The organism is Halostella pelagica, assembly GCF_004762015.1.
In the GTDB taxonomy this organism is placed as follows: Archaea; Halobacteriota; Halobacteria; order Halobacteriales; family Natronoarchaeaceae; genus Halostella; species Halostella pelagica.
In genome coordinates this window covers 167,689-190,998 of record NZ_SJES01000008.1, presented here as the reverse complement: position 1 = coordinate 190,998, position 23,310 = coordinate 167,689, and the positions used below count along the sequence as shown (strand labels likewise).

General features: G+C 57.2%; 19 protein-coding genes and 1 pseudogene. 11 read left to right on the top strand and 9 right to left on the bottom strand.

Annotated elements, in window-relative coordinates; genetic code table 11:
• The 5 genes from EYW42_RS17105 to EYW42_RS17090 all read left to right on the top strand — a co-directional run.
• The coding region (locus EYW42_RS17105) for an ImmA/IrrE family metallo-endopeptidase (RefSeq protein ID WP_135536618.1) at nt 1–349 on the top strand (349 nt) is incomplete at its 5' end.
• Between the two features lie 254 nt (nt 350–603).
• Entirely contained in the window at nt 604–1,014 is a 411-nt protein-coding gene (locus EYW42_RS20465; protein ID WP_310732954.1) for a hypothetical protein, read from the top strand.
• Between the two features lie 523 nt (nt 1,015–1,537).
• Nucleotides 1,538–1,807 carry a DUF4300 family protein gene (locus EYW42_RS20200; RefSeq protein WP_237561363.1) on the top strand — a complete coding sequence of 90 codons (270 nt, stop codon included), beginning with the start codon at nt 1,538–1,540 and terminating at the stop codon, nt 1,805–1,807.
• A 15-nt stretch (nt 1,808–1,822) separates the two neighbouring features.
• The gene (locus EYW42_RS17095) at nt 1,823–3,061 is read left to right on the top strand and encodes an orc1/cdc6 family replication initiation protein (protein ID WP_135536614.1); all 1,239 of its coding nucleotides are present in this window, start codon (nt 1,823–1,825) and stop codon (nt 3,059–3,061) included.
• 114 nt (nt 3,062–3,175) lie between these two features.
• Nucleotides 3,176–3,502 carry a hypothetical protein gene (locus EYW42_RS17090; RefSeq protein ID WP_135536612.1) on the top strand — a complete coding sequence of 109 codons (327 nt, stop codon included), beginning with the start codon at nt 3,176–3,178 and terminating at the stop codon, nt 3,500–3,502.
• Between the two features lie 40 nt (nt 3,503–3,542).
• Here EYW42_RS17090 and EYW42_RS17085 read toward each other — a convergent pair whose 3' ends face one another.
• From EYW42_RS17085 to EYW42_RS17055, 7 genes are all read right to left on the bottom strand, one after another.
• Nucleotides 3,543–4,109, bottom strand: coding sequence for a hypothetical protein (locus EYW42_RS17085; protein ID WP_135536610.1), 567 nt, complete (start codon nt 4,107–4,109; stop codon nt 3,543–3,545).
• Entirely contained in the window at nt 4,106–4,975 is an 870-nt protein-coding gene (locus EYW42_RS17080) for a ParA family protein (protein ID WP_015310230.1), read from the bottom strand. Before EYW42_RS17080 ends, EYW42_RS17085 begins: the two co-directional genes overlap by 4 nt.
• 517 nt (nt 4,976–5,492) lie before the next feature.
• Nucleotides 5,493–6,023 carry a hypothetical protein gene (locus EYW42_RS17075; protein WP_135536608.1) on the bottom strand — a complete coding sequence of 177 codons (531 nt, stop codon included), beginning with the start codon at nt 6,021–6,023 and terminating at the stop codon, nt 5,493–5,495.
• Between the two features lie 14 nt (nt 6,024–6,037).
• On the bottom strand, nt 6,038–6,622 hold the full coding sequence (locus EYW42_RS17070; protein WP_135536606.1) for a DUF7437 domain-containing protein: 585 nt from the start codon (nt 6,620–6,622) through the stop codon (nt 6,038–6,040).
• A 67-nt stretch (nt 6,623–6,689) separates the two neighbouring features.
• Entirely contained in the window at nt 6,690–7,988 is a 1,299-nt protein-coding gene (locus tag EYW42_RS17065) for a tyrosine-type recombinase/integrase (RefSeq protein ID WP_135536604.1), read from the bottom strand.
• A gap of 443 nt (nt 7,989–8,431) precedes the next feature.
• Complete coding sequence (locus EYW42_RS17060; RefSeq protein WP_010890435.1) at nt 8,432–8,989, bottom strand: hypothetical protein; 558 nt, start codon at nt 8,987–8,989, stop codon at nt 8,432–8,434.
• Nucleotides 8,990–9,000: 11 nt separating this feature from the next.
• On the bottom strand, nt 9,001–9,654 hold the full coding sequence (locus tag EYW42_RS17055) for a winged helix-turn-helix domain-containing protein (protein ID WP_010890434.1): 654 nt from the start codon (nt 9,652–9,654) through the stop codon (nt 9,001–9,003).
• A gap of 285 nt (nt 9,655–9,939) precedes the next feature.
• Between EYW42_RS17055 and fni the strand changes: the two genes are divergently transcribed.
• On the top strand, nt 9,940–11,022 hold the full coding sequence (gene fni, locus EYW42_RS17050; protein ID WP_010904022.1) for a type 2 isopentenyl-diphosphate Delta-isomerase: 1,083 nt from the start codon (nt 9,940–9,942) through the stop codon (nt 11,020–11,022).
• A gap of 159 nt (nt 11,023–11,181) precedes the next feature.
• Here fni and EYW42_RS17045 read toward each other — a convergent pair whose 3' ends face one another.
• Nucleotides 11,182–11,625: a pyridoxamine 5'-phosphate oxidase family protein gene (locus tag EYW42_RS17045; protein ID WP_135536602.1), complete on the bottom strand. Its 444-nt coding sequence runs from the start codon at nt 11,623–11,625 to the stop codon at nt 11,182–11,184.
• 191 nt (nt 11,626–11,816) lie between these two features.
• On the opposite strand from EYW42_RS17045, the gene EYW42_RS17040 reads away from it, so the two are divergent.
• Nucleotides 11,817–13,490 (top strand): transposase, encoded by a 1,674-nt coding sequence (locus EYW42_RS17040; RefSeq protein WP_135536600.1) that lies wholly within the window; start codon nt 11,817–11,819, stop codon nt 13,488–13,490.
• 90 nt (nt 13,491–13,580) lie between these two features.
• Here EYW42_RS17040 and EYW42_RS17035 read toward each other — a convergent pair whose 3' ends face one another.
• Nucleotides 13,581–14,411 carry an IS5 family transposase gene (locus EYW42_RS17035; protein ID WP_135536639.1) on the bottom strand — a complete coding sequence of 277 codons (831 nt, stop codon included), beginning with the start codon at nt 14,409–14,411 and terminating at the stop codon, nt 13,581–13,583.
• 119 nt (nt 14,412–14,530) lie between these two features.
• Between EYW42_RS17035 and EYW42_RS17030 the strand changes: the two are divergent.
• The 4 genes and pseudogenes from EYW42_RS17030 to EYW42_RS17015 all read left to right on the top strand — a co-directional run.
• Nucleotides 14,531–15,367, top strand: a pseudogene (locus EYW42_RS17030) (hypothetical protein); the annotation flags it as partial.
• A 2-nt stretch (nt 15,368–15,369) separates the two neighbouring features.
• Nucleotides 15,370–16,491, top strand: a complete 1,122-nt coding sequence (locus EYW42_RS17025; RefSeq protein ID WP_135536598.1) for a hypothetical protein — start codon at nt 15,370–15,372, stop codon at nt 16,489–16,491.
• Nucleotides 16,484–18,691, top strand: a complete 2,208-nt coding sequence (locus EYW42_RS17020) for a VirB4 family type IV secretion system protein (protein WP_135536596.1) — start codon at nt 16,484–16,486, stop codon at nt 18,689–18,691. The genes EYW42_RS17025 and EYW42_RS17020 overlap by 8 nt, the downstream gene beginning before the upstream one ends.
• The gene (locus EYW42_RS17015; RefSeq protein WP_135536594.1) at nt 18,657–23,000 is read left to right on the top strand and encodes a primase-like DNA-binding domain-containing protein; all 4,344 of its coding nucleotides are present in this window, start codon (nt 18,657–18,659) and stop codon (nt 22,998–23,000) included. Before EYW42_RS17020 ends, EYW42_RS17015 begins: the two co-directional genes overlap by 35 nt.
• Nucleotides 23,001–23,310: the final 310 nt, after the last annotated feature.

The following is a 23,310-nucleotide window of genomic DNA, read 5'->3' as shown; positions in this document are numbered from 1 at the left end:
GGGGCATGGCGACGCCAAGGGCGTCTGCAAATACCGGAGTCAGCGTGATCTCCAACCAGTCGTCGAGGCGAAAGCCCGCTCGAATCAGGCCGACCTCGCCGTGACACTCATCCACGAGTTCGCTCACGCCCTACTCCACGTCGATGTCACCGACGAGACCGAGCGGTCGAAACGCGAGGTTGAGGCCGAGGCAGTCGCGTACATCGTCGGGCGGTATTTCGGGCTGGATACGAGCGGGTCCGCGTTCTACCTGGCCGCGTGGAAGAACGACGACGCAGACGTGATTCAAGAGCGGCTTGGTCGAATCGGGTCGACTGCTGAGGAGCTCATCGAAACCGTCGACGAGTAACGAACCTGTGCCTTACCGGCAGACGAAGTAGCAGAGGTTTCCGCGGTAGTGCGTTTCAGGAGTTGTTTTTCTCGCCGCGAAGGGTGGCGGCGTGACTGCACTCGTCACGTCGGACAGACTCAGACTAATCCATGTCCGGACGGAATTCAATCGAGGCAGAAGAGACAGACCGAGGCGAACACGAACGAGATGGATACGCCCCTGATGGCGGCGTTGTCGCTACTGTTCCAACGACCACGACCCTCGGAGGAGATGTGCAGCAGCCGACGGTTGGCGATGACGAACACCAGGAGGACAGCGATCCTCGTACCGAGCGTGCTCGAACAGAGGAGATGGACGTCTCGTTACTCAGGAAAGGTGGTATGTACGAGGTGGAGTCGGCATCGGGGAACACCTACGAGGTCGACGTCGCGAGCAAGACGTGTACGTGTCCAGATTTCACGAAGCGCCAGCCGAGCGGTGGCTGTAAGCATCTGCGGCGGGTCGACATCGAGATTCGGAGTGGAAGCGTCCCACGGCCAGATGGTCGGCTTCCGGCGACAGTAGGCGTGGTGGAACAACTCGCAGAAGCAGTTCACGATCTTGACCGAGAGATAGAAGAGCGGGAAGCGAAACGTCGAGAGCTCCAGACAGCACTGGAGGTTCTCGAAGAGTATTCGAACTAAGGAACGGAGAAATGCGGTTAACCAACGAAAGTGATTACATCCGTGGAACGTTGGTTAATCCCTCATCGGAAGTACGGAGCTAAGTCAGACGCTCGTCAGACCCCAGTATTTCCACTAATACATTGACAGGATTCAGATGAAGAGTTACGACCCGACACTCTCCCCCCATCGTTTCCAGTAAACCTAGAATCAGAGCGGAAGCGGCACTCGCTAAAGCTAATTTCACTAGATTCCTTCTCTAGTAAATTGTTGTGTTTTCGAGGCTACGGACCAATTAGAAGATAAGGGTGATAAAACTTTCCACTAGTTCAGTATTCTTTTTGAATTGGTCGGATACCTCTACGTCCTATTACTGGAAATAGTGGGGAGGGGGTGTTACGATACCCTTCTTCACTACTACTATCCGCCTTCCCCCGATTACATTCTGTTAGCCATTTAGTGGAAACGGTGGTGTGTGGTCATTTTATAAAGAATCGTTTACTGGAAATACTGGAACCCGCTGGTTTCTATTCTCATCCGTTCCGTGGTCCAAGAGAACTGTGATTTACTGGAAATCATGGGGTGTGGCGGCCAGCAGTACGACCTCGTCCTTTACTGGAAACGGTGGGGTGTGTCTCCTCACGAGAACATAATCTGGATCATTTCGCTCCTCCTCTTCAATACCAAAGCCAGTGACAGCCCTCTCTTTATCGGAAACAACGGGGTCTTGATCCGATACCGGAATGCGTCCCCCACGGTGGTTATACTGGAAATAGTGGAAACGGCGGTCGTAACCATTATCATGCCACAATGAATCATCGAGAACATCATGGGTCCTCGATTCCAACCGGACGATACGCTCTATAAACGACGTAACACGCTCAAGGTAGAGTACGTCCCGGATGACATCGTCGGACGGGATAACGAGATCGAAGAGTACGAGGCTGCCCTGCAGCCAATCATCAATGGGGAGTACCCCGACAATATCTTCATCTACGGGAAGACTGGTGTCGGGAAGACTGCCGTCACGAACTTCCTCCTCAATGAACTCCAGGACTCCGCAGAACACTTCGCTGTCGACACGACCTTCGTTACTCTCAACTGTGACGGCCTGAGCACGAGTTACCAGGCCGCAATCAATCTCGTCAACAATCTCCGTGACCCCGAGAACCACATCGCCGAGACCGGGCACCCCCAGTCCAAAGTCTATCGTCTTCTCTGGGACGAACTCAACAAACTCTCCGGGACAGTCATCATCGTCCTCGACGAGATCGATCATATCTCTGACGATACGTTCCTCTATCAGATCACGCGTGCCGACAACAACGGATACATCGACAACATCCAGCTCGGTCTCATCGGCATTAGCAACGATTCGACATTTCGAGAACAGCTCGATGCAAAGGTTCAGTCATCGCTCTGTGAAACCGAGATTTCGTTCCCGCCATATGGAACAGAAGAACTCCAGAAGGTGCTTGAACAGCGGGCCGAAATCGCGTTTCACCAAAACGCACTTGAGGAAGATGTAATTCCACTCTGTGCTGCACTCGGCCGACAGGATGGCGGTGATGCTCGACGGGCAATCACGCTTCTCCGGAAAGCCGGCGATCTCGCCCGAACAGAGAACGCATCCACAGTCACGACTGATCTCGTCGAACGCGCCCAAGAGAAACTTGAGGCCCAGCAAAGCATGGATATCATGCGTGATCTCACCGAACACGAACAACTCACACTGTACGCGCTCACAACGCTCGCCGCCGAGGACGAAACCCCGGCGCGGTCACGTATCGTCTACCAGCGATACAAGGAACTCTGCGAGTTCCAGGCTCGGGATCCCCGTACAGCCCGTCGGATGCGGAGCTTCCTTTCTGACTTCGAGATCCTCAATCTCACACTCTCCCACAAGGAACACCGTGGCCAAGACGGGGGTACGTACCGTGAACACGAGATCAACCGCGACATCGCGACCGTCGTCGACGCTCTCCAGACTACAATTAGTGAATTCGGTGCTCACCGGAGTATTGTCGACTATCTTCCTGATTCCGGTGAAGAGTTCGCAACGATATAGGTGGAGGAACTCTCTGTTTTCCTCAGGATTTCCTATGAGTGTGCTCCGTTCAACTGACTTAACCAACAACACTATGGTATTTGACGTCGGTGTTGGTTAATACGGCCGTGTTCCATGTCCTACTCTCCACCGACCCCACCGGAGGAACTCCCCGACGACGTCGTCGAGACGCTAGATGAGTGTTCACCCGATCTACTCCGGTACATCGGACGTTACGCCGAGGAACTTGCCGAGTATCGGGAGCGCGAAGCACGCCTTGCTGAACACGAGGACGAGGAGGACCAGGTCGAGGAGCGACCTGAGGACCTCCCAGACGATGTCCCCTCGAAGGCCACGATTACAGTCAAGGAAATCAACGACAACCGCTACTATTACTGGCAGTGGCGTGAAGGAGATTCGATCAAATCGGAGTATAAAGGACCTGTCCAATCGAGCGAGTAGAACTTTCGATTTTGAAGTAGGCCAGGCGTCGGGATATAACTCACTCGTCAATTCCGAGTTCAGCTCGGAGGTCCTCTTCATTCTCAAGCACTGTTCGAACGACCGCCGGATAGAAATCCCAGTGCTTCTCTAAATCATCGCTTTTCGATCGGGAGTACTCGAGGTCCATGAGTTTGAAGAGATCGTTGAGATCCCGCTTCAGCTCAGGCGGGATGTAGATATTTACATTGTCGTATTCGTCGACGAGACGACCACGAGACGAATCCTCGCTACTCGTGGTAGCGTTGTCCTCAGTTGACTCGTACTCCCCTTCAGTATCTGCCGGTACATCTTCGCCAGTCTGCTCTTGTTCCGCTGACCCGTCTCTCTCTTCTATTTCTGGCGTACGGTCTCCTTCTACTGTTGGGGATGTTTCTGACGTTTCTAATGCTTCATCTGCTTCTGATCTCTCATCCCCTTCTTCGGTAGTGGATTGCTCGGTGACGCTTTCGCTCGCGTCTTCCTCGGTATCAACGTCTTCCTCGTCCTGGTCGTCCGTCTCACCACTCACGCCGAACGCAGCTGCTCGCTCTTTTGTTCGCTCCATTTCGTCTTCGAGGTCGCTCATGCTTCGATCTCTCGTGATCGGATTTCATCGGTGGATTTCTGACGCATCGCCTCGACGTCGCCGTTGAAATCAGGCGGTGACGTTTGATCTAACACGCGCTTGACCACCGTATCGAACTGTGGGAACTGGTCGTTTTGGAGTGATTCGTCGTGGACATAGATGGAGCCAGCTTCCCATTTTGCGCGATCGAACGCGGCGCGGTCGTCGATTTTCACTCCTTTCTCACCGAAGGTATCGTCGAACCAGTCCAGTACCTCGCGCATTTGCTTCGTTTCCTTTGTCGAGGTGTACGTCATCGTGAAGGCGAGATACTCAATGTCGAGATCGTGCATCATCCCGAGGGTGTCGTACATGTCGAACAGGAGGTTCGTCGAGTGAACCATCTCCGACCGTGGCACCATCGGGACGACCACGTTTTCACCGGCAGTGACGGCATTCTTTGCAAAGGCGGAGAAATCGGGCGGACAGTCACAGACTACGTAGTGATAGTCAGTTTCCAGTCGCGTGAGTATCTTCCCGAGTCGCTTCTCTCCGGCGTCAGCAGAATCCAGTGGGGTCTTGTTACCTGTGTATGTCGAGTTCGCGGGGATCACATCGAACTCGTCGTGTTCGATTACGAGATCGGTGATCTGGTCCCACTTGTTGACGTCAAGCAGCACTTCGTCAAGTGAGAGCCTGTCGAGATCATCGAACAGTTCACGATGACCGAGGTTTGCAGTAAGCGTTCCCTGAGGGTCCATATCGACTAGGAGAACCTCAAAACCTCTGGCAGCGAGACCGCCTGCGAGATTCATCGCTGTAAACGTCTTTCCGGTCCCTCCTTTCTGAAACGACACCGCGATCACCTCTGGGATTGAATCCGCCATTACTAACGCCTCGAACAGTACTGCTGTTTCTAACGTTAAAAATCTACGTCAGACGATTGGCAGCGTTTCTAACGTTAGAAATAGCGTTCCGTGGCGTGATACTGCCCATACACTGCAATTCTAGCACTGACAAGCAAATCCATTCTTGTGTTTCTAATGGTACTTATAGGAATAACATTTCTAATATTAGAAATACAGTACCCGCTTACTCAATTTCGTCTATCACTTGCATCCCTTCCATTAGAAATATTTCCTATGTTGGGGATGTTACCAACAGTAGGAGCATAATCTACGTTCCCAATATTAGAAATGGTGGCACCGTTGCTGATATGGGGGCGGATCGCCTTCAATATTAACCAACTTCAACGCCGATCGTGCTGGATGTGTTGGTTAATCTGACGTGCTCGATTGCGATGTTTCATCGGAAACATCATCGAGAGCGGATTAGAGGCTTGGAGTGGCTATCTATACATTCTCACTCAATAGACGGAGTCACTAACGGTCAAGAGACTCGATATTACGTGATCTCTGCAATCAGCTCAAAGCCGTCTTTGAACGTGATTTGCCCGTCGAACCCATGAGCTTCGATTGCAGTGACGACGCCGTTCCCTGCATCGTCATCCGTCGTGAGGACGCAGATAGACGCGGCCTTCCCGCTCTCTAAGAGGTGGGCTGCGACGCCACCAAGTGCGGTATCCGCTTTTTCGATGTTGTCCTCGGAGCGATTCGACTCACGTGCAATGAAGCCACGCACACCGTCCATAACGCTAGATACCGTCGGATTCGTGTAATCTAATTCATCAGCGACGGTCACCCATCCAGTATCAATCGCACTGTTAATCGGTGTCTGGCCGGGCGTACTGCGGTCTGGCGCACCGCCAAGTTCCTCATACACCCGCTGTGGAATCACGAACGTAATCTCGTTCCGCTGGGCGAACCGTTCCAGCGCTGTATACTTGTTCCGCTGTTGGCGGCCACAGGCAATGAAAACGCCTGAATCAGCAATCCATACCGCGTTCTCAGGTATCGACTCGGTCGTCCCTTGCATGTATGAGAGAATTCCTACGCTTCCTCGTCGACCGGCTTGTCACGCGCATTCCGAATTTGGTCGAAATATGGATCGTACTCCCGCATGTCGAGAATCACTTCGCGGAGCGCCTGGAGTACCGCAATCCCGAACGCAGGTTGAAGGTTGAGTTCGCGTGCTGCGAGGCGTTCGGTCATGCCGCCCTCCACGTACGGAATCGCGTACGTGAGCGCTGCAGCGAGCTTGCCCATGCCATGCTTCTCGATCAGCAGGTCGAGATCCTGATCCTGGGGCGACCGGCCGATCGCCTCGACGAGCGTGGGCGTGATCGTGTACGTGTCGCCATCGAGGTTCGCAGTGAGCGTGATCGGGATGCCCGTGTAGGTGTGGGTTTTCTGCGCTTCATCCCGCGTGAGTACCCCGAGCTCGACGAGCGTTCCCGTATCCGCGTACGCGGTCGTGCGGGGTGTGTCGATGTCGGCGACGATTTCATCAATCGTCACTTCGCCTTCACGGAGAATATACGTGTAGAGGCGAGCGAGCCGTGGCTCTTCGAGTAGCTGTGCCACTGACATTAGGCCATTAATGGCGCGTTCGGGGTCCCCCGTCGCTTTCGACATACAATACATAATTCGTGCACTGAGTAATAACGCTTGGGTTGTGACCGTAGTCGGAGGTGTCCAAGTATCACTCTTCGCTTGGTTCGAAGGCAGCAGCCAGCTGCTCGCGCATATACTCCCGGCGGAGCATCCGGGCCCGCGAATCCGAGAGATAGTTCTGCAGGACGACGTCGGCGCTCGCGCTTCCCTGTTCGGCCGCGATCTCGTCGAGGCTACCGAGGACAACGTCGAGCGATGCAGAGTATGCGTCGTACCAGTACCGCCGCCCCATTTTCGGCGCCGGTGCCACTCCGTCAATCTCGTCGGGCAGCCCCGCACGGTCAGCGAGCTGTGAAAATCGGTTCCAGACCGTCCACCGTGAAATTGGCCCGCCCGAGGCATGAGGTGACGGGAACAGGTAGCCGTCCCAGTCGTCGTGGTCGGCGAACGTCGCGAGTCGGTCCTCGAGGACCTCCCGACCGTAGAGGAGCGACACCTGGCCGGGGCCGTTCTTTCGCTCCTCGAAGGAGATATACGGGACTTCGTCGGCGGCGATGTCGAGGACGAACTGGCGCGTGTGGAGGCGAGCGACCTCGTTCGGGCGAAGCCCCCACGCGCACAGTGCGAGGACCAGGAGGCGGTCTTCTTGATCGTCGGCCGCTTGGTAGAGCGCGCGGACGTGCTCGGTGGCGAGACACGGTGTGTCGGCATCGTCATCGGTGTCGTTCGACCAGTCGAATTCCTCGTCGAGGCCGTCAGCCGGGTTGACGGCGGCCCATTTGCGCCGGACCAGATGGGCGTACCAGTTCGAGACGGCGAGATGAATGCGGCGTTTGGTCTGCCCGCCATTGAGATCCTCGTGCAGGCGGTCGAACGCTGCCCAGCACGCATCGACCGCTTTGTAGGCCGGGACGTCGCCATCGCGAGCGACGGCCGTCACGAGGTCGTCTGTGTCGTTCTCGCCGCAGTAGGCGGCGACGTAGCGATTCAATCGGTAGCGGAGCGTGTCGATCGACGAGTCCGCGAGGCCCTTTCGCTCTCGACGGGAGGTGAGGAACGATTCGAGCGCCTCGATGGTTCGATCGTGGTCGGTCGCCCAGTCGTAGCCTGTCGCTTCGGCTTCGAGCCCGAGGTCGGTCGTCCAGAACTCCCCGAACGTCACGTCGTGGTGCTCCCGTAGCGCGTAGAGGAGCGGGCGGAAGTCGTGGTCGCGGAGCCAGCTGTGCGTCGGCTTCTCCTGGTCGGGATCGAGACCGTCGGCTTCCATCGCGGGAGCGACGACCGCCCAGTACGCGTCGACGAGTTCCTCGCGGTCGAGCAGCGTCCAGGAAACATCGTCGACGTCTTCCCAATCGGCGTTTGTTGCCGGCGTCGTCGCGTCACTCACGGGGGACACCCCACCGTTTCCAGTATTCGGTGCGCTGGGAAGCGGCGTAGAGACCTTGCTGAGTGGGTTTCCGATTCTAAGTCCGGCATGTTCGGGCAATAGCGCGTTTCTCACAACTTCGTTATAGGTTTTGGGGACTCACTGACTGCTGGAGTCTGTGTGAACACCGAAAATAGATGCTGTATTGCCTCAGTATTGGATATATCATATGTCGCTATACAAAGACAGATGATGGCAGAAGATGAGACCGGCCTTCTCAATGCATACGGTTCTCGGACTGGTTTGTGGCTATGGACAAGGTGATCCTTCGACATTTTCGTCGATTTTACTTCTAATCACAGAAAGCCGGGAAGCTACCCATTCCAAGGCGACCAGTACATCGCGCTGACGTTGACATTAAAGTCGTAAACGTGCTAATACTGGTCTAACCGCCAAAATGCTCTCTACTCACTCCACGTGAGCTGGCCAACGGTTGGAAACTCAACCTTCGCTGTTTGGGGTGGGTTGTAGTATCGGGACTTGATATCGTAGTATCCGAATTCCGGAGGGATACGAGCGCACGCCTTTGCCAGATTTTCGTCCGCTGTGTGAGTGATCACACGGATTCGAGCATTCGCATCGAACAATCGAACTGCCAACGCGACCACCGCCGCGTCCTGCCAGTTGTTCGTCTCTGGATACTTGCTCTGCTGGTTGAGAAACTCATCTGCAACGAACCGTGCTTTCTCAACCGGTCCAGCACTACTCTCGAATCCCGCTGTACGATCACCTGGTAGCGGTGTGGCTACCCGAAGCCACCCTTCTTCGATAGCCGTATCGAGGTATGGATTCGTCGGTGAGTCGGCACTCCCGGTATCCGCCAGCTCGTGGTAGACCGCTGCTGGCACCCAAACTTCAGTTCCAGCTTCCTCTACGGCACTCTTGAGCGATTGTAGGTGTGGACTGGGGTGCTTCCCCAAGTTCCGAAACATCACCGTGTCCGCAATGTTCGCAGTATACATCCTCGCTCGGTTCACTTATCGGCGTATTCCTCGAGGAGATCGCCCCCCTCCGCATCGAACTCATCCGGTGTGTACGTCGTCGGGGTCGAATCGTCATCACCGAGGTCGAGAACCGAATAGAGCGCTTCGACGAGATCATACGTAGTTCCAGGAGAGAGATCTGTGAGGCTCGCGATTTGCCGGATTGTGACCTCGCCCTCACTGTGTGCGTTCACGAGATCGTATGCGAGCGCGAACGTGACGATGCCGTAGTCTTCGAGGACTCGTTCGATCGCTGGGTACTCGTTTTTCTGGGCGATTACCTCGATGATTTTGGGAGTGATCGAGACTTCCGTCTCACGGACCGTCAACGTTAGCTCGAACTCCTGAGCGGTGTATACGGCAGTCCCGGTCTCGTCGCCAACCTTGCTGATCAGGCCCGCCTGCTCCAGTTTATGCAAGTAGTCGTACACCGTCTTTTTGGAGACGGTCGTTGTTTCGACGAGTTCGGGACCTGTTGCAGTCTCTGCCTGTCTAATCGATGTATAGAGGTCCGCGAGGGACGGGTTCTCAAGTAATTCTGCGAACGTCGGAATTCCAGTGATGGTTCCTGGAGTGTCCCCCGCGTTTCGCACGTGTTCTGTATCGTAACTCATCTTGTGTAGAGTTACGAAACTGGAAACCATAAATGTTTGCCACGGAACCGGGTCACTGTAGTGTTTACAAACGGGCCCGACCGCAGAGGATAGCTTTGTTACGTGCCTTAATTACACACTACTCTCGCCCACAACGCCCATTAAGTAGAGACGCGAACTTATCACTGGTATCTCTGTCAATTTACGTCGTATAGCAGCGCAATGCTGAATACAGACACATAGCGACCCCTGAATATTATCATTTCAAGAATAGTTAGGATGGGGGAGAGTCGATACAACAGTATTGTTTTCCCATCTCTTGTACAAACCCGACTAATGACGGCGCAGGACTCCACGCAGACTGAAGACCGAAAAGACGACCACCTTCAAATCGTCCAAGAGCGGGACGTCGAAACGACAGGCACGGGCTTCGACGACGTCCACCTCGTCCACAACGCGCTTCCGGAACTCGATTACGACGCGATCGACCCCTCCATCGACTTCCTGGGTCACGACCTCTCTGCCCCAATCTTCATCGAGAGCATGACTGGCGGGCACCACAACACGACGGAGATCAATCGGGCGCTGGCCCGGGCCGCCAGCGAAACCGGTATCGCCATGGGTCTCGGTAGCCAGCGAGCAGGCCTCGAACTCGACGACGAACGCGTCCTCGAATCGTACACCGTCGTCCGCGATGCCGCACCCGATGCGTTCATCTACGGGAACCTCGGCGCTGCACAGCTCCGAGAGTACGACATCGAAATGGTCGAGCAGGCAGTCGAGATGATCGACGCCGACGCGCTCGCGGTCCACCTGAACTTCCTCCAGGAAGCCACCCAACCAGAAGGCGACGTCGATGGCCGGAACTGTGTAGCTGCGATCGAACGAGTGTCCGAGGCACTCTCGGTGCCGATTATCGTCAAGGAAACGGGCAACGGCATCTCCGGGGAGACTGCCCGAGAGCTAACTGCGGCAGGCGTTGACGCTCTCGACGTCGCTGGCAAAGGCGGAACGACGTGGTCCGGGATCGAAGCCTATCGCGCAGCAGCCGCGAACGCGCCGCGACAGAAACAAATCGGCACCCTGTTCCGAGAATGGGGCATTCCAACCGCTGCAAGCACGATCGAGTGTGTTGCCGAACACGACTGCGTCATTGCGAGTGGTGGTGTCCGAACGGGATTGGACGTGGCAAAAGCGATTGCCCTGGGTGCCCGCGCCGGCGGGTTGGCGAAACCATTCCTGAAACCAGCTACAGACGGGCCAGACGCTGTCATCGAACGCGTCGGGGACCTGATCGCCGAGCTGCGAACAGCGATGTTCGTCACCGGCTCGGGGTCGATCGACGAGCTCCAGCAGGTGGAGTACGTGTTGCACGGAAAGACGCGCGAGTACGTGGAACAACGAACCAGTAGCGAGTAGTCCCGGATTCCCCAGTCTCAGCAGGACGGATAGAACAACAGCGGGAAAGAGAGAGCCGACTCCGATATCTGTCCAACCTGTACTTACCGAACTACGCACCACAACGAGGCGGGTTCTCACCAGCGAATTCGTCGTGAAATAACCGTTCAGTAGGTGTGCTTATTGGTCGTTGGGTCTGGGGGTGAATGCGTTGAACTGTCGGCCAGTGATTGAGTTCGGTGTTAAGCGATAGTAGTCCATTGTGAACTCATCAGGTGTCGTATCGGGATAGACGTTCAGCGTAGGGATGGAGGCGTTTTCTGTGATTGCTGTCGCGGCTTTGGGTTCTTCGTCTTCTGGGACCGGTTCGAGTGTTCCACTTACAATGACGCTCTTTGCTGGCTGTTCCTCGTAGACGGTGAACGTCGCTGTCTCCGTTGTTTCCAGAAACGCCATCTTCTTGCTCTCCGGTGTATAGACGAACTGGAAGTACAGTGTCTCACCGTCGTAGCCGAATGATTCTGGAATCGAATACGCTTCTGTGCCGTCAGTGAGCGCTAAGACACCAACGCCTGACTCGCAAAGTAAGGTTTCACTTTCTGCCCGAGATAGCTCAGTAGTCATACCGATACGTACCACCCTGGCGTTTGAACATATTCCGTCCTGGGATTCCAATGAGCAATTAGTAGCTCACCTACATCTAACGATTAGCTGCATCACCCCTGCTCGCGATTGAGGAATCCAGCAGAGCCACAGAACTCTCTATACTGGTCGGTTGGACGAACTCTTGAGCGTCTCCGGGCTATTCTTCTGTAGTGGTCGCGACTCGCGAGTCTCGGCGCAGCGTCTTTCGACGAATCGCACACCAACATATCGAGTGGCCCGCATATGACTCGACACCGCTGTACGATCGCTCCTCACTCGGTGGGTTAGAATCGGACGTTCGAGTCGTCTCGAGTGTCTGGTTCACGCACCCAAATCATAACTCACTCGAACAGTGCGTCTGCGAACTTCCGCTGGCCTACTTCCGCTTCGAGGCCCACGACTGCTACGGAAGGTCAACACGCTACGAGATGGACACCCTCTTTCGCATGTTCTTGCTGAAAGAACTCCACGGATGGCAGCACGAAACATCTCTCGTCGAGTACCTCGATAGCCACCCCGAACTTTGTGAACGCCTCGAGTTGGAGACGGTGCCCGATCAATCGACATTGTGGCGCGGCTGGAACGAGCGCTTCACGCGCGATTTCCGTGAGACGATCCAGGAAGCGGCTCGAACAATCCTGATCAAAGCGCAGAACGCGGGTGTCGCTGTACCACGCGACCCAGAACGAAACCTCCCGGATCAAGGCGACGACGCAGACGAATCTGTCCCAAACGATCAGGCCATCCTCGACAAGGCTGAGAGGGTCACCGACCACATCAGTCGCGTCGTATACCCCGCGTTCTCGCTCGATCGTGGTGAGGGCTGTGAGATTCCTGAGAACGCCTACTGGGGCTTACAGACCTATCTGGGCCTGCGTGAGAACCTAGCGGCTAACGAGGGCGCTCGCAGTTTCATCCACGAGTCGACGCGTGATCGAACGCCACTCGGGCACGGTCATCGCGACCAGATTCGTGACCTCCCCATCAATCAGATTCGCGAGATGTACCGACAGGCACTCCGTCAGCTCATCAACGAGCTCGCGGGGACAGAGGAGTTCTTTCGAGCTGGAATCGTCGCGATCGACATCACCGAGGACGACCCCTTTACCGGCGACCGTACCGGCCACGAGGACGAGATAATCGGAACGAAGGAGAAGAATGACGAATACGCCTACCAGTGGGCGACAGTCCAGCTGGTCGGCAACGCTGTTCCACTCGTGCTTGATGCCCGCCCAGTTCGACGAGGCGAGTCACGCAAGGAGATCGTCAAGGACCTGCTCGACTCCGCTGAGGACCTCGTTCACGTCGATAACGTGCTGATGGATCGGGAGTTCGACAGCCAGCACATTCTAGAGATGATCAGCCAGCGTGGACTGTCCTACGTCGTGCCGAAACGGATGCAAACGAGTGAGAAAGCTCAGGCCAAACGACTCCTCCAACGCGATCAAGACCGGTACGAGACCGACCGCAAGCTCCATCTTGGCAAGAACGAGTGGCACGAGACGACGCTGATCTATCGCCGGAAAGAAGACTCTGAGCACGACGACCATCGACAGTACTCGGTGTTCATGTCCAACCGGGGTGGTGGTTTTCTCAGTGAGTACGGCTACCGGTGGGAGATTGAGAGTGGCTATCGGTCGATCAAGCGATTCATGGCTGCGACGACGTCGACGGATTTCGGGCTCCGATTCTTCTACTTCGCGTTTGCGTGTCTGTTGTACTCGATTTGGCGAGCAGTCGATTTACTTGTCCAAGTCGAGTTGACTGGTGAGTACGAACACGCGCCGATTGTGACGGCCGACAATACGCTCACGCTGCTGAAGAAGGAGACTGGAATCGGATAAGGAGGTACTCTGTCGGGGCCAGTGCGGATTTCTGAGTGGCAACGCTGTCAGGAATTTCGGGGCGTGTTTAGAGGTTCGTAATCGTGCGGTTTAGCGGCTTAGCGCGGCTTCGATATTTTTGACGGCGGCTTTGAGCGCGAGTTCGCGGAACTGGCCGAACCAGGTTCGCGCTCGGAGCGTATCGCCAAATCGACGTTTCAACGTGCGAATAACTGACTCGACGACCGATCTGCGGTGATACGTTTCGTCGTCGAGTCTGGCATTGTGCGCTGCGTCTAGCGACGAAAATTCGCGGTGCTTAATCACCGGCCTCACGCCCGCCTCCCGAAGTTTTCCGCGTAATTCGTCCCAGTCGTAGCCTTTGTCGGCGGTGATCGTTTCGACCTGTTCGAGATTTCGTGAGAGCACCTGTTCGCCGATCTGCGTGTCGTGTGGTCGTTTCATCGAACAGTGTATATCTAGTATTGTACTACTTTGACAATCGACGAGAACCGTCGTTTTGACTGCGTTGAATGTGTAATTCGTCCGTCTGGCGTAGCGGCGACTCGCTCCGCGCCGATCGAACCCGGTTGCGTCGATCGCCTGGATCTCACCGGTCTCATGAAGATCCGACGAGAGCTGCAGCAGCCGCCGCCAGATCGGCATTTTCAGCTCCTGCATCCGCGAACAAACGGTGGTAAAATCGGGTAGATCTATCGGTTCTAAGCCGAGAATTCGAGCGATTCGAGGCATCTCGTACAGCACGTCTAGCAACCGCCGATATGGGAGATCGAGATACGTTTTGAGGCCGTGAATTGAGACGATCACCCAGTCGGCGTAGCCGTTTTCGCCGCGCTGTACCGCAGGTTTCGGGTTCCCGACGACGGCTTTTTGAGCGAGCGTGACGACGCGCCTAGTGAAGCGGGCTAGTTTCGTCTGCACCAACCGAACCTACCCGCTTCACTTCCTAGTAAGTTAGACATTTAGCGACAGCTACTAGGTGGGGGATACTAGCCCGTGAGTCTCTAAGCAGGCCGGATTCTGGCATCTAAACGCGCCCCAATATTGGAAGTACCTACGAAGCCCGAAAAACGAAGAAAACGGCCTGGGTCGGTGCTTTTCTAATCATTACGTGGTACTGGATTGGGACTCTCGCGCTCTACCTCGTTGACGGATTCACTATCGCCCTGATGCCGGAGCTTTCCTCGGTTACGGAGGCGATGATTGGATTCTTGGAAGTATCTATCACAAACCCAGGGCTGGGATTATTGTTCGCCGTGATTGGTGGAATCTCGATGTGGGCGTTGGAGGCGCTGTTCTACATCCGGATGATTCTGCTGTATGTCTACCTGTACGGAATGCCGATTGCATTTGCACTGGCCTACGGAAATATTCCGGTCGTATCCGATATCGCGATGGGGTTTTGCAAACGGTTTGTCCCGTTGGCTGTCCTCCCGCTCCCGGCAGCGATGGTCCTCAAGGGGTACGACTTGATCTACGGCGGTGGGACGCTCACGCCAGGAACAGCGTTCCTCAAATATCTCGTCGCTGCGTCCCTCCCGCTGGTCGCCCTCTACATCACGTGGAAGACGTTCAAATACGCGACTCCGCTGACGGCCAAAGTCGTCGGCGGTGCAACGAAAGGCGCAGCACTCGTTGGCGGTGTCGCCGCTGGAGCCTACGTCGGTGGCGCCGGCGTCGCGACGACCGCCGCTCGGTGGGGGCCGAAAGCCGCCGCTGGCCACGCCGTCGCGCAAAAAGCGGCTGCCCGCGGTGGGCATGGAGGAGACGATGGCGGGACGCCATCATACCGTCGAACAGAGAACGACCCAGGTGGAGCGACAGCGGAATCAGCGAGTGACGACCGTGGGATGGAGTTTGATCGAGGAATCCACTAACAATGTCAGCAGATCAAGACGCGGCCGCACGGCGCATCATGGATCAGTTCGGCGAGGAGAGCCACATCCCGTATCTCAATATCGAGGAAGGGGACGTCGGCATGCTCATCGCCTTCCCCATTATTGGGCTGTTTATCGCTGGCCTCACCGGGATCGAGTCGCTTGCCCTCCCGTTCGTCGCTGGCGGGCTGGGCTTTGGCGTCGCCGTCATCTACGTCTCACCAACCCACCTGAACGCCTGGACGTGGACGAAAGACGTCTATCGGTACCTCAAACGTCCTCAGGTCACGTTCAGTGCGCCCGCCGACGCCGACACGAGTACCAACGAGACAGAGCGCAACCAGGGCGGACTCGCGAACTACACGCCGTTCAAGCCTGACGAGCGAACGCAAGACCTCACGAACATCAAGCGGGCGTGGCCGGGCGCTGGTGCCATCCAGCGTGAAGACGGCGCGATGGAGGCGTTCATCGAGATCGATCCGGCCAACATGGACTTCGCGATGTCCGACGACTGGGCTCAGCTCCAGGACGCCGGCGAAGAGTTCGCCAACAAAGAGCTGGACTCGAAGCTCAAACTCCACGCCACAACCCGTTCCTTCCCGGTCGAGCAGATCACCGAGACCATCGAAGATCGGCTCACGGACGAAGACGTCACGGAGAACCCGATTTTCCGGGAACTCCTCGAAGAGTACCGGGAGACACGGCCGAAGGAGATGCGTGACCGGGGCATCCAGCAGGTCCGGTACTACATCGGCGTTGAAGTTAGCCCGATAGAGGTCTACGACCGCTTCCGCGACGAGGGCACCCCCGCAGAGAAGCTGACCCAGTTCCCGGTCATCGGCTTCCTGTTCAACCCGTTTGTCACCCGCCGCGAGGACCTTACCGACGTCGAACGTCGTGCGCAGATGTTCGAGAAGCTCGACAGTCGCGTCAACGACGTGCGATCCGAGTTCATCCAGCAGGCGTCGGGGTGGTCCGCACGTCGACTCAGCACGGTCGAGCTGTTCGTTCTGAATATGGACTTTTGGAACGGCCGCGAACACGACTACGACGAGGCAGAACGTGTCGTTCGCGACCAATCGATCATCGGCCACTCGCGCCGGGAGGACCCACACGATGCGTAACGTGATCCTCCAGACTGGTGGTGGCGCGCTTGGCTCCGTCGCCGGGTGGCTCCAGAATCTGACGCCAGCAGAGAGTGCAGTACTTGCCCTTGCAGTGGGTCTCGGCCTTGGCGTCGGCAGTAAGTACCTCTGGGACCGCTTCACTGCGGATGATGAACCAGAGGTAAACTTCACCGATGTCCTCGATGAGGAGACACTCGAAGAAGGCGAGGCCGAACGCAAGCTCCTCGACGACATCTCCGAGTCGCACAAGACCGTCACCGCGCCCGGAGCTGTCGAGTGGGAGACGCGAGCGGCACGGGTCGGCGAGCAGTGGACAACGACACTGTACATCGCTAATTATGCTGACTATCCCAACGACGGATATCTGAGTGACCTCTTCGAGATGACCGACGTCCAGTTCGATCTGACGGCCCACATCACGCCGAAAAATCAGGAGCGGGCCCGGAACGAACTGCAAGACATCGCTGACGACCTCCAGGTCGATGCTGACCTCGAACAGAGTATCCGGAGTGCGTATCTCCAAGAGCGCGCCAACGAGGCCGCAGCGACGTACAAGGCCGTCGAGAGCGGCGCGAACGTCTTCGATCAAGGGATGTTCATCACCGTCCGGGCCGACGAGAAAGACGAGCTCAGAGATGCCGTCCAGACGGTCAAGAGCGCGCTCCGCGACGACCCGGCGAACCTCACGCCGAAGACCGCAATCTGTCGGCAGGATCTCGCTCTCCAGTCCGCCGCACCCATCGGCGACAACGAGTTCGGGCGGACATCGATTGCGCTCGGCGGCGCCGTCGGCGCGTTACTCTCCTCGCCTCACAACGCGACGATCCTCGAGGAGGGCGGCGTCGAGTTCGGGATTCACAAAGACAATCAAAGCCCCGTGGTCATCGACCCGTTCGCCCGGGACAACGGGTACGCGATGTTCACCGTGGGCGATACCGGCTCGGGGAAGTCGTTCAGTTCCAAGCAGAACTTCATCCGCTCCATCGAGCAGAGCAAGGACCGTATCGGCATCATCCTCGAGCCGTTGAACAACTGGGCGGGGGTCTCAGAGGCACTCGACGCCAAGCGAATCACCGTCGGCGGGACGCTCGGGCTGAACCCCTTGGAGATCCGCGAGACGCCCGAACACGTACAGCGGGCAATGGGCGAGGACGCGAGCCCGTTCAACGAGAAGCTCGACGACGCGATGAGCTTTCTCACGAACTTCTTCGCCCTCCGGGGTATCTCACTGGGAGATCGGCGCACCACGCTCGAACTCGCCCTCAAACGTGCCTACAAGCGTCAGGGCATCACTGACGACATCTCGACGCACGACAATCCGAGTCCGACCATTCGTAATATGATGGACGTGTTCGAGGATATGGTCGACGACCCCGAGGAGTTCGTCGTCCGGTCCGACGAAGAGGCAGGGAAGATCAAGGAGGATGCGACGTGGCTGCTCGATCAACTCCGCCCCTTCGAGGACGACGGTCGCCACGCCAACCTCGGCCAAAAATCCGACTTCGACATCCGGGACGAGAAGGTCATCTACCTCGACCTCGCCCAGCAGGAGGGCAGCGTCGACAGCAGCACGGCACTGACGATGCAGCTACTCATCTCGCTGGTGTACGAACGGGCGAAGGTCTCGGAGAAGGAGGTCGTGTTCTACATCGACGAGGCGCGCTACATCATGCAGGACGCCGCGAGTCTGGCGTTCCTCGAGACGGTGTTCCGGCACCACCGCCACCACGACCTCTCGATTCGGCTGGTCACGCAGACCGTCGACGAGTTCTTCGAGCACGCCGAGAGTGAGGCGATCCTCGATCAGTGTGCCGTCAAGCAGTTCCACCGCCTCGATGGGATGGACAAGGAGTGGGCCGACGAGTTCGGGTTGAACTACGCGCAGATGCGGTTCGTTCAGGACGCCGTGCCCGGCAACGAGGACGCCGGGTTCTCCGAAGCACTGGTTGGCGTCGACGGCGAGTGGCGTGGGATCCAGGTCAAAGCGATGCCCAAGGAGAAGCAGGTCATCGACTTCGAGCCAACCGAGCAACGGCGAGACTCACTCCCCGGGACTGGTGAGAATGCTGTGGACGCGGAGGTGCAGGCGTTCCAAGACGATATTGAAAGCCGAGCGACCGACAACGGACAACACACACCTGAGCGGACGCCAACAGAGACTGATGGCGGTGAAACGGGAGGTGACGACGATGCGTGAGTACCTTCGCGTGACGCCAACCTCCGAACGGCTCAATCCGGAGCGTCTGCCGCAGGCACTGGAGAGTCTTCACAAACTGACCTCAGCGGACTCGGCAGGGCTAGTTGACAAACTTAATCCGCTACATAGCGACATACCGCTACGATTCGAATTTCTCGCGCTGAGCGAGGGGACGGATGACCCCGTCGAATTCTACTACGGTGCCGACGACCATCTGGATACCCTGGAGAAACGGCTCCAGTCGATCTATCCCGAGACGTTCGACATCGAGCGTACCGAGGTCGACATCGCATCCCGACTCGTACAGCCTGTCGAATTCGACCGCGAGACATTCGTCGAACACTATGAGTCGGGCGACCTCCAGTACGAATTCGGCCCTGACGAGCAATACGAACGTGGCACTGACGACAACAGTCAAGCGGGGCCAGCAGACGCCGAATCAGTCGCGGATGGAGGAACAGTCGGCAACCAGTCTCCCGACCACTTCATCGAGATCGGCGATACTGCCCTCGAACTCGCTCCACCAGATGCGATTCCCGAGGATGAGCCACTCACGACACTTGCCAAACCAACGGTAACATCGGAGGGGACGATACTCGCCCGGCCAGCGACCGAATCCGTCTCCCCACTCGGCGTGCGGTGGCAAGGGTCGGCGACTCGGAAGCAGGACTGGATGACCTCACTCTCGCCATTTACTGCCGACGACGAAGCGGAACTCCCAGCCGTCGATCAGCCAGGAGGTGCGCTCGCGTCACTCGTCGACCATCTGATGGAGGCGACAGCACCAGTAGCGTTCCAGGTCGTCTTCCAACGACGCGAGAGCTGGCAGTCCGATGCCGACCTTCGCAAGGAGGACGTCATCGACGGACGAGACACACTCGCTCAGGAAATTATTGGCTCCCTTTTCGAACTCGACGATCAGTCGGAGAGCCGGGACAGAAACCAGCTGAGCGACGCCGTTGCAAAACGTGTCGCGGCAATCGAGGCGAAAAATCCGAAGCGCTCGTTCACCGCGAACATCCGAGCAATCGGGATTCCATCCGGTGGTGACGGTCGCGATGATCTCGATGAGCGGATACAGTCACTTGTCCCGGTATTCGACCCGCTTGACGGGCCGTACTACCAGGTTGAAGCCGAGCGGTTACGTGACAGCGGCTTCCGGGCAGCCACGAAAGAACGGAACGCACGAGCGGCGCTGCAGCGGCTCTTGGATCGTGAGATCACGACCGGCCGTGGGACGACCCGACCGGAGTTCGTCCTGAGTGGCCGAGAACTCGCGCACTTCGTACTCGTCCCCTCCTCGGAACAGCTTACTGTCGAGGGGACACGGGGGACGCGTGCGGAACAGCAGAGTCGGAATCCGTTGCCCCGTCCACACCAAGACCTCATGAGTGAATTCCGAGACGGGATGGCAATCGGGTATGCCCTCGACGACACCGGTGAGGCCGAAGACGAGCCGACACACATTCCACCCGGACTGTTGCCCACTCATTACGGCCGGTTCGGAACAACCGGCTCTGGGAAATCGAAAGCCCTCATCAACGATATGCTGTCGCTGTACGACAACACCGAGGGTCCGACGATCCTCATCATCCCGAAGAACGACGATATGGCCCAGAATTACATGCGGGCTCACGCGCGTCGGTTCGGAATGACCGACCTCGAAGAGAATGTCGTCCACTTCCCAATCCCGGACGTCCTCCCCGGGTTCTCGTTTTTCGATCTCGAACCGTCAATGGAGAGCGGACGGCGCCGCGAAGACGCCGTCCAACGGAAGGCCGACCACTACGAAGAGATTTTGAAGCTCGTGATGGGAACCGACCGCTACGAGCGGGCGACTGTGGCCCCGACTCTCATCAAGACACTCATCAAGGCACTGTTCGACGACGAATACGGGCGTGAGAACGGACTGTACCGAGCGTCGACGGACTACTTCGCCCACCGACAGCTCGAACACGTCGTCGACCAGCTCTGGGAGGCCGGGCCACCGAACGAAAACATCGCCGACGCCCCACGGTCGAGCGACGAGGAAGTCACGCGGACGATTCGACGGCAGCTCCAGTTAGATCCAAACACCTTCGCGAACGTGATGGGCGGTGTCGGAAACCGCCTTGCGTACATTTCACAGGATACACACCTACGGCAGATCTTCAACAATACCGAAAACCAGTTCCACTTTCGGGATGTCCTCGACGAGGATACGGTCATCCTCTTCGACCTCGGAGACCTCCGCGACGACGCTGCCCGGATCATGACCGGTGTGATCCTGACCAATCTCGATGCAGCTCTCAAGGACCGCAAACAGGCCCTCTCCCAGCACTCGGACGACTACGTGGTGAACTTGCTCGTCGACGAGGCAGCGTCGGTCGTGGTCTCCGACATCATGAATGATCTCCTCGAGAAAGGGCGGGGATTCCGGCTCTCTGTTGGCCTGTCGATGCAGTTCCCCGAACAGATGGAGGCTGAAGGTGGGCGGAAGATCTACCTGAATGCTCTGAACAACATCGGCAGTTCACTCATCGGGAAAATCAACGTCGACCGGGAACTGGCACGAGCGATGGCCCACGAAGAAATGGACCCCGCGGATTTCGCCAATCGAATTCGTTCGTTGCCGCGCGGAGAGTGGATCGCCAGCCTGCCAAGCCCGACGTTCGGTGAAACGGGGCCGTATCCGTTCAGTCTCGAACCACTCCCGATTCCACCGGGCCACCCCGAAAGCGAATCCCCACTCACAGCGCGTGAAGAGGAGCAGTTCACTGAGACGCTCTCCTTGATGCACGAGCACATCAGTGACGAACACGGCGTGCCGGCCGCAACAGACGCCTCAACAACGAGAACACCGACCGACGGACACGAGGTGCTCGATATCGGGAGCGATGACCTGGACGTCGCGATTGCGACGGTGGTCCGGAGTCTGCAGCTTCGAGAGGGGTGCCGCGAGGAGAACGGCTGGGTAGCCGTTGAAGCAGTTGACGACGAACTCAGACGACTCTTTGACGACGTCGACGCCGAGCCGCCATCGTATGATGCACTCGCGGATATTCGAGAACGATCACGATACCTCGATACGACCGTCGATATCGACGCCGACGAGCTCCGCATCCGGCTCACTGAATCCGGAGAAAAGGTCGCGAGGCCCGATACTGGTGACGTGCAGGCCGCCGGTGGGAGTGCCCACGACGCAGCACTCCGCCAGATCGAAGAAGAGCTCACTGCACTCGGTTTCACTGTCTCGATTCTCGCACAGGATGGCAGCGAGAAACCTGACGCGAGGGCGAGCCATCCCGACGTTGACGACCGATTCGCCATCGAAGTCGAAACGACGACACCCGAAAATCCCGCAAAGGTACTCACGAACCTCCGGAAAGCCCAAGAGGCAGGGGACATCCCGCTGTTTGTCGTTCGACCAGGAAACGACAAAACGGAGTGGGCCGAGCGTGTCGATGGCATTCTCACGCCACCCGTTCGCACCCTCCAGAATGGTGAGACGCGGTTCTACATGACCGACTCGAATCTCACGTTCAACGGCGGAGCAACCGAAGAAGGTGGGGTGACGGCCGTGCGACCGGCGAACGGCGACGAGAATGGGACCCAGAATATCTGGCAGCGTGATGGCGACGAGATCGTCCTCCGTGATACCAGCGGGACGGAACACATCCGCCTCCCGTCGCTTGAAAACCTCTCGAAGGACCGTGTGCCAGCCATCTACAGCTACGACCACGCTGCCGACGAGTACGTCGTATACGAGCACGGTGAGCAACACATCTACGAGACGAAATCGGCGTTCGAGGACGACTGGGTGCGTATCAAGAAGCCATTCGTCCCCGAAGCCGAACTCCCCGTACCAGACTACACACGTTCGACGTACGGCATCATTATCCTTCACGATGAGGCGGAATCGGTCGTGTATGAAGACGGTGAGAAGCGGCCACTCTCGGCAATCACCGATGGGTCGCTCCACCCAGTATCATCTGGTTCAGCGGCCGCTGAAGAACCTGGCCAGACTCCTCAACCAGATAGCACAGTCGAGGAACAGCAGGAAATCTCATCGCCACCATCGTTCGAATCGTTCGTCGACGAATATCTTATCGAAGACGCAGATGGAGCCGTACCGAAAGATGACGTATTCGGCCTCTACAACGACTGGGCAGAGGCTCATGACATCGAGGATCCGCTGAACAAGAGCTGGTTCACACGGAAGCTCAACACCCACATCGAGGTGGACTCCACAAAGAAGCGAATCAACGGGGAACCCGTCCGGCATTACACTGGTGTCCGCCTCCGCTCTGAGGAGGATTCTCAACCATGAAATGGATGTACACGGTCCAATTCCCAGCTTCATCGCGAGTTCTCGGGAGGTGTTCCACCCAAACTGAATCATGACCCTACCCGATCAGACCCTCTGGTCGAGAATCACCCGACGGCGGCATGTTCCACCTAAATCCTCAATGGGTGGAACACCAACGAAACGACCGAAATGGGTGGAACACACTCACGTCCAGCGATTTGCAACCAGCTATAGCGAGTGTTCCACCCAACAACCAACTAGGATAGAACGGGGGATCCCCGTTGGGACCAAGGGATTGGATCGAGACGTAACGCAGAGAGAGTTCTGTTCT

Bases quoted from the DNA above. Each gene is read 5' to 3' on its own strand.
- EYW42_RS17095 (WP_135536614.1), top strand. From the start codon at position 1,823: ATGGGTCCTCGATTCCAACCGGACGATACGCTCTATAAACGACGTAAC.
- EYW42_RS17090 (WP_135536612.1), top strand. From the start codon at position 3,176: ATGTCCTACTCTCCACCGACCCCACCGGAGGAACTCCCCGACGACGTC.
- EYW42_RS17085 (WP_135536610.1), bottom strand. From the start codon at position 4,109: ATGAGCGACCTCGAAGACGAAATGGAGCGAACAAAAGAGCGAGCAGCT.
- EYW42_RS17080 (WP_015310230.1), bottom strand. From the start codon at position 4,975: ATGGCGGATTCAATCCCAGAGGTGATCGCGGTGTCGTTTCAGAAAGGA.
- EYW42_RS17075 (WP_135536608.1), bottom strand. From the start codon at position 6,023: ATGCAAGGGACGACCGAGTCGATACCTGAGAACGCGGTATGGATTGCT.
- EYW42_RS17070 (WP_135536606.1), bottom strand. From the start codon at position 6,622: ATGTCGAAAGCGACGGGGGACCCCGAACGCGCCATTAATGGCCTAATG.
- EYW42_RS17060 (WP_010890435.1), bottom strand. From the start codon at position 8,989: ATGTATACTGCGAACATTGCGGACACGGTGATGTTTCGGAACTTGGGG.
- EYW42_RS17055 (WP_010890434.1), bottom strand. From the start codon at position 9,654: ATGGTTTCCAGTTTCGTAACTCTACACAAGATGAGTTACGATACAGAA.
- fni (WP_010904022.1), top strand. From the start codon at position 9,940: ATGACGGCGCAGGACTCCACGCAGACTGAAGACCGAAAAGACGACCAC.
- EYW42_RS17045 (WP_135536602.1), bottom strand. From the start codon at position 11,625: ATGACTACTGAGCTATCTCGGGCAGAAAGTGAAACCTTACTTTGCGAG.
- EYW42_RS17025 (WP_135536598.1), top strand. From the start codon at position 15,370: ATGTCAGCAGATCAAGACGCGGCCGCACGGCGCATCATGGATCAGTTC.
- EYW42_RS17020 (WP_135536596.1), top strand. From the start codon at position 16,484: ATGCGTAACGTGATCCTCCAGACTGGTGGTGGCGCGCTTGGCTCCGTC.
- EYW42_RS17015 (WP_135536594.1), top strand. From the start codon at position 18,657: ATGGCGGTGAAACGGGAGGTGACGACGATGCGTGAGTACCTTCGCGTG.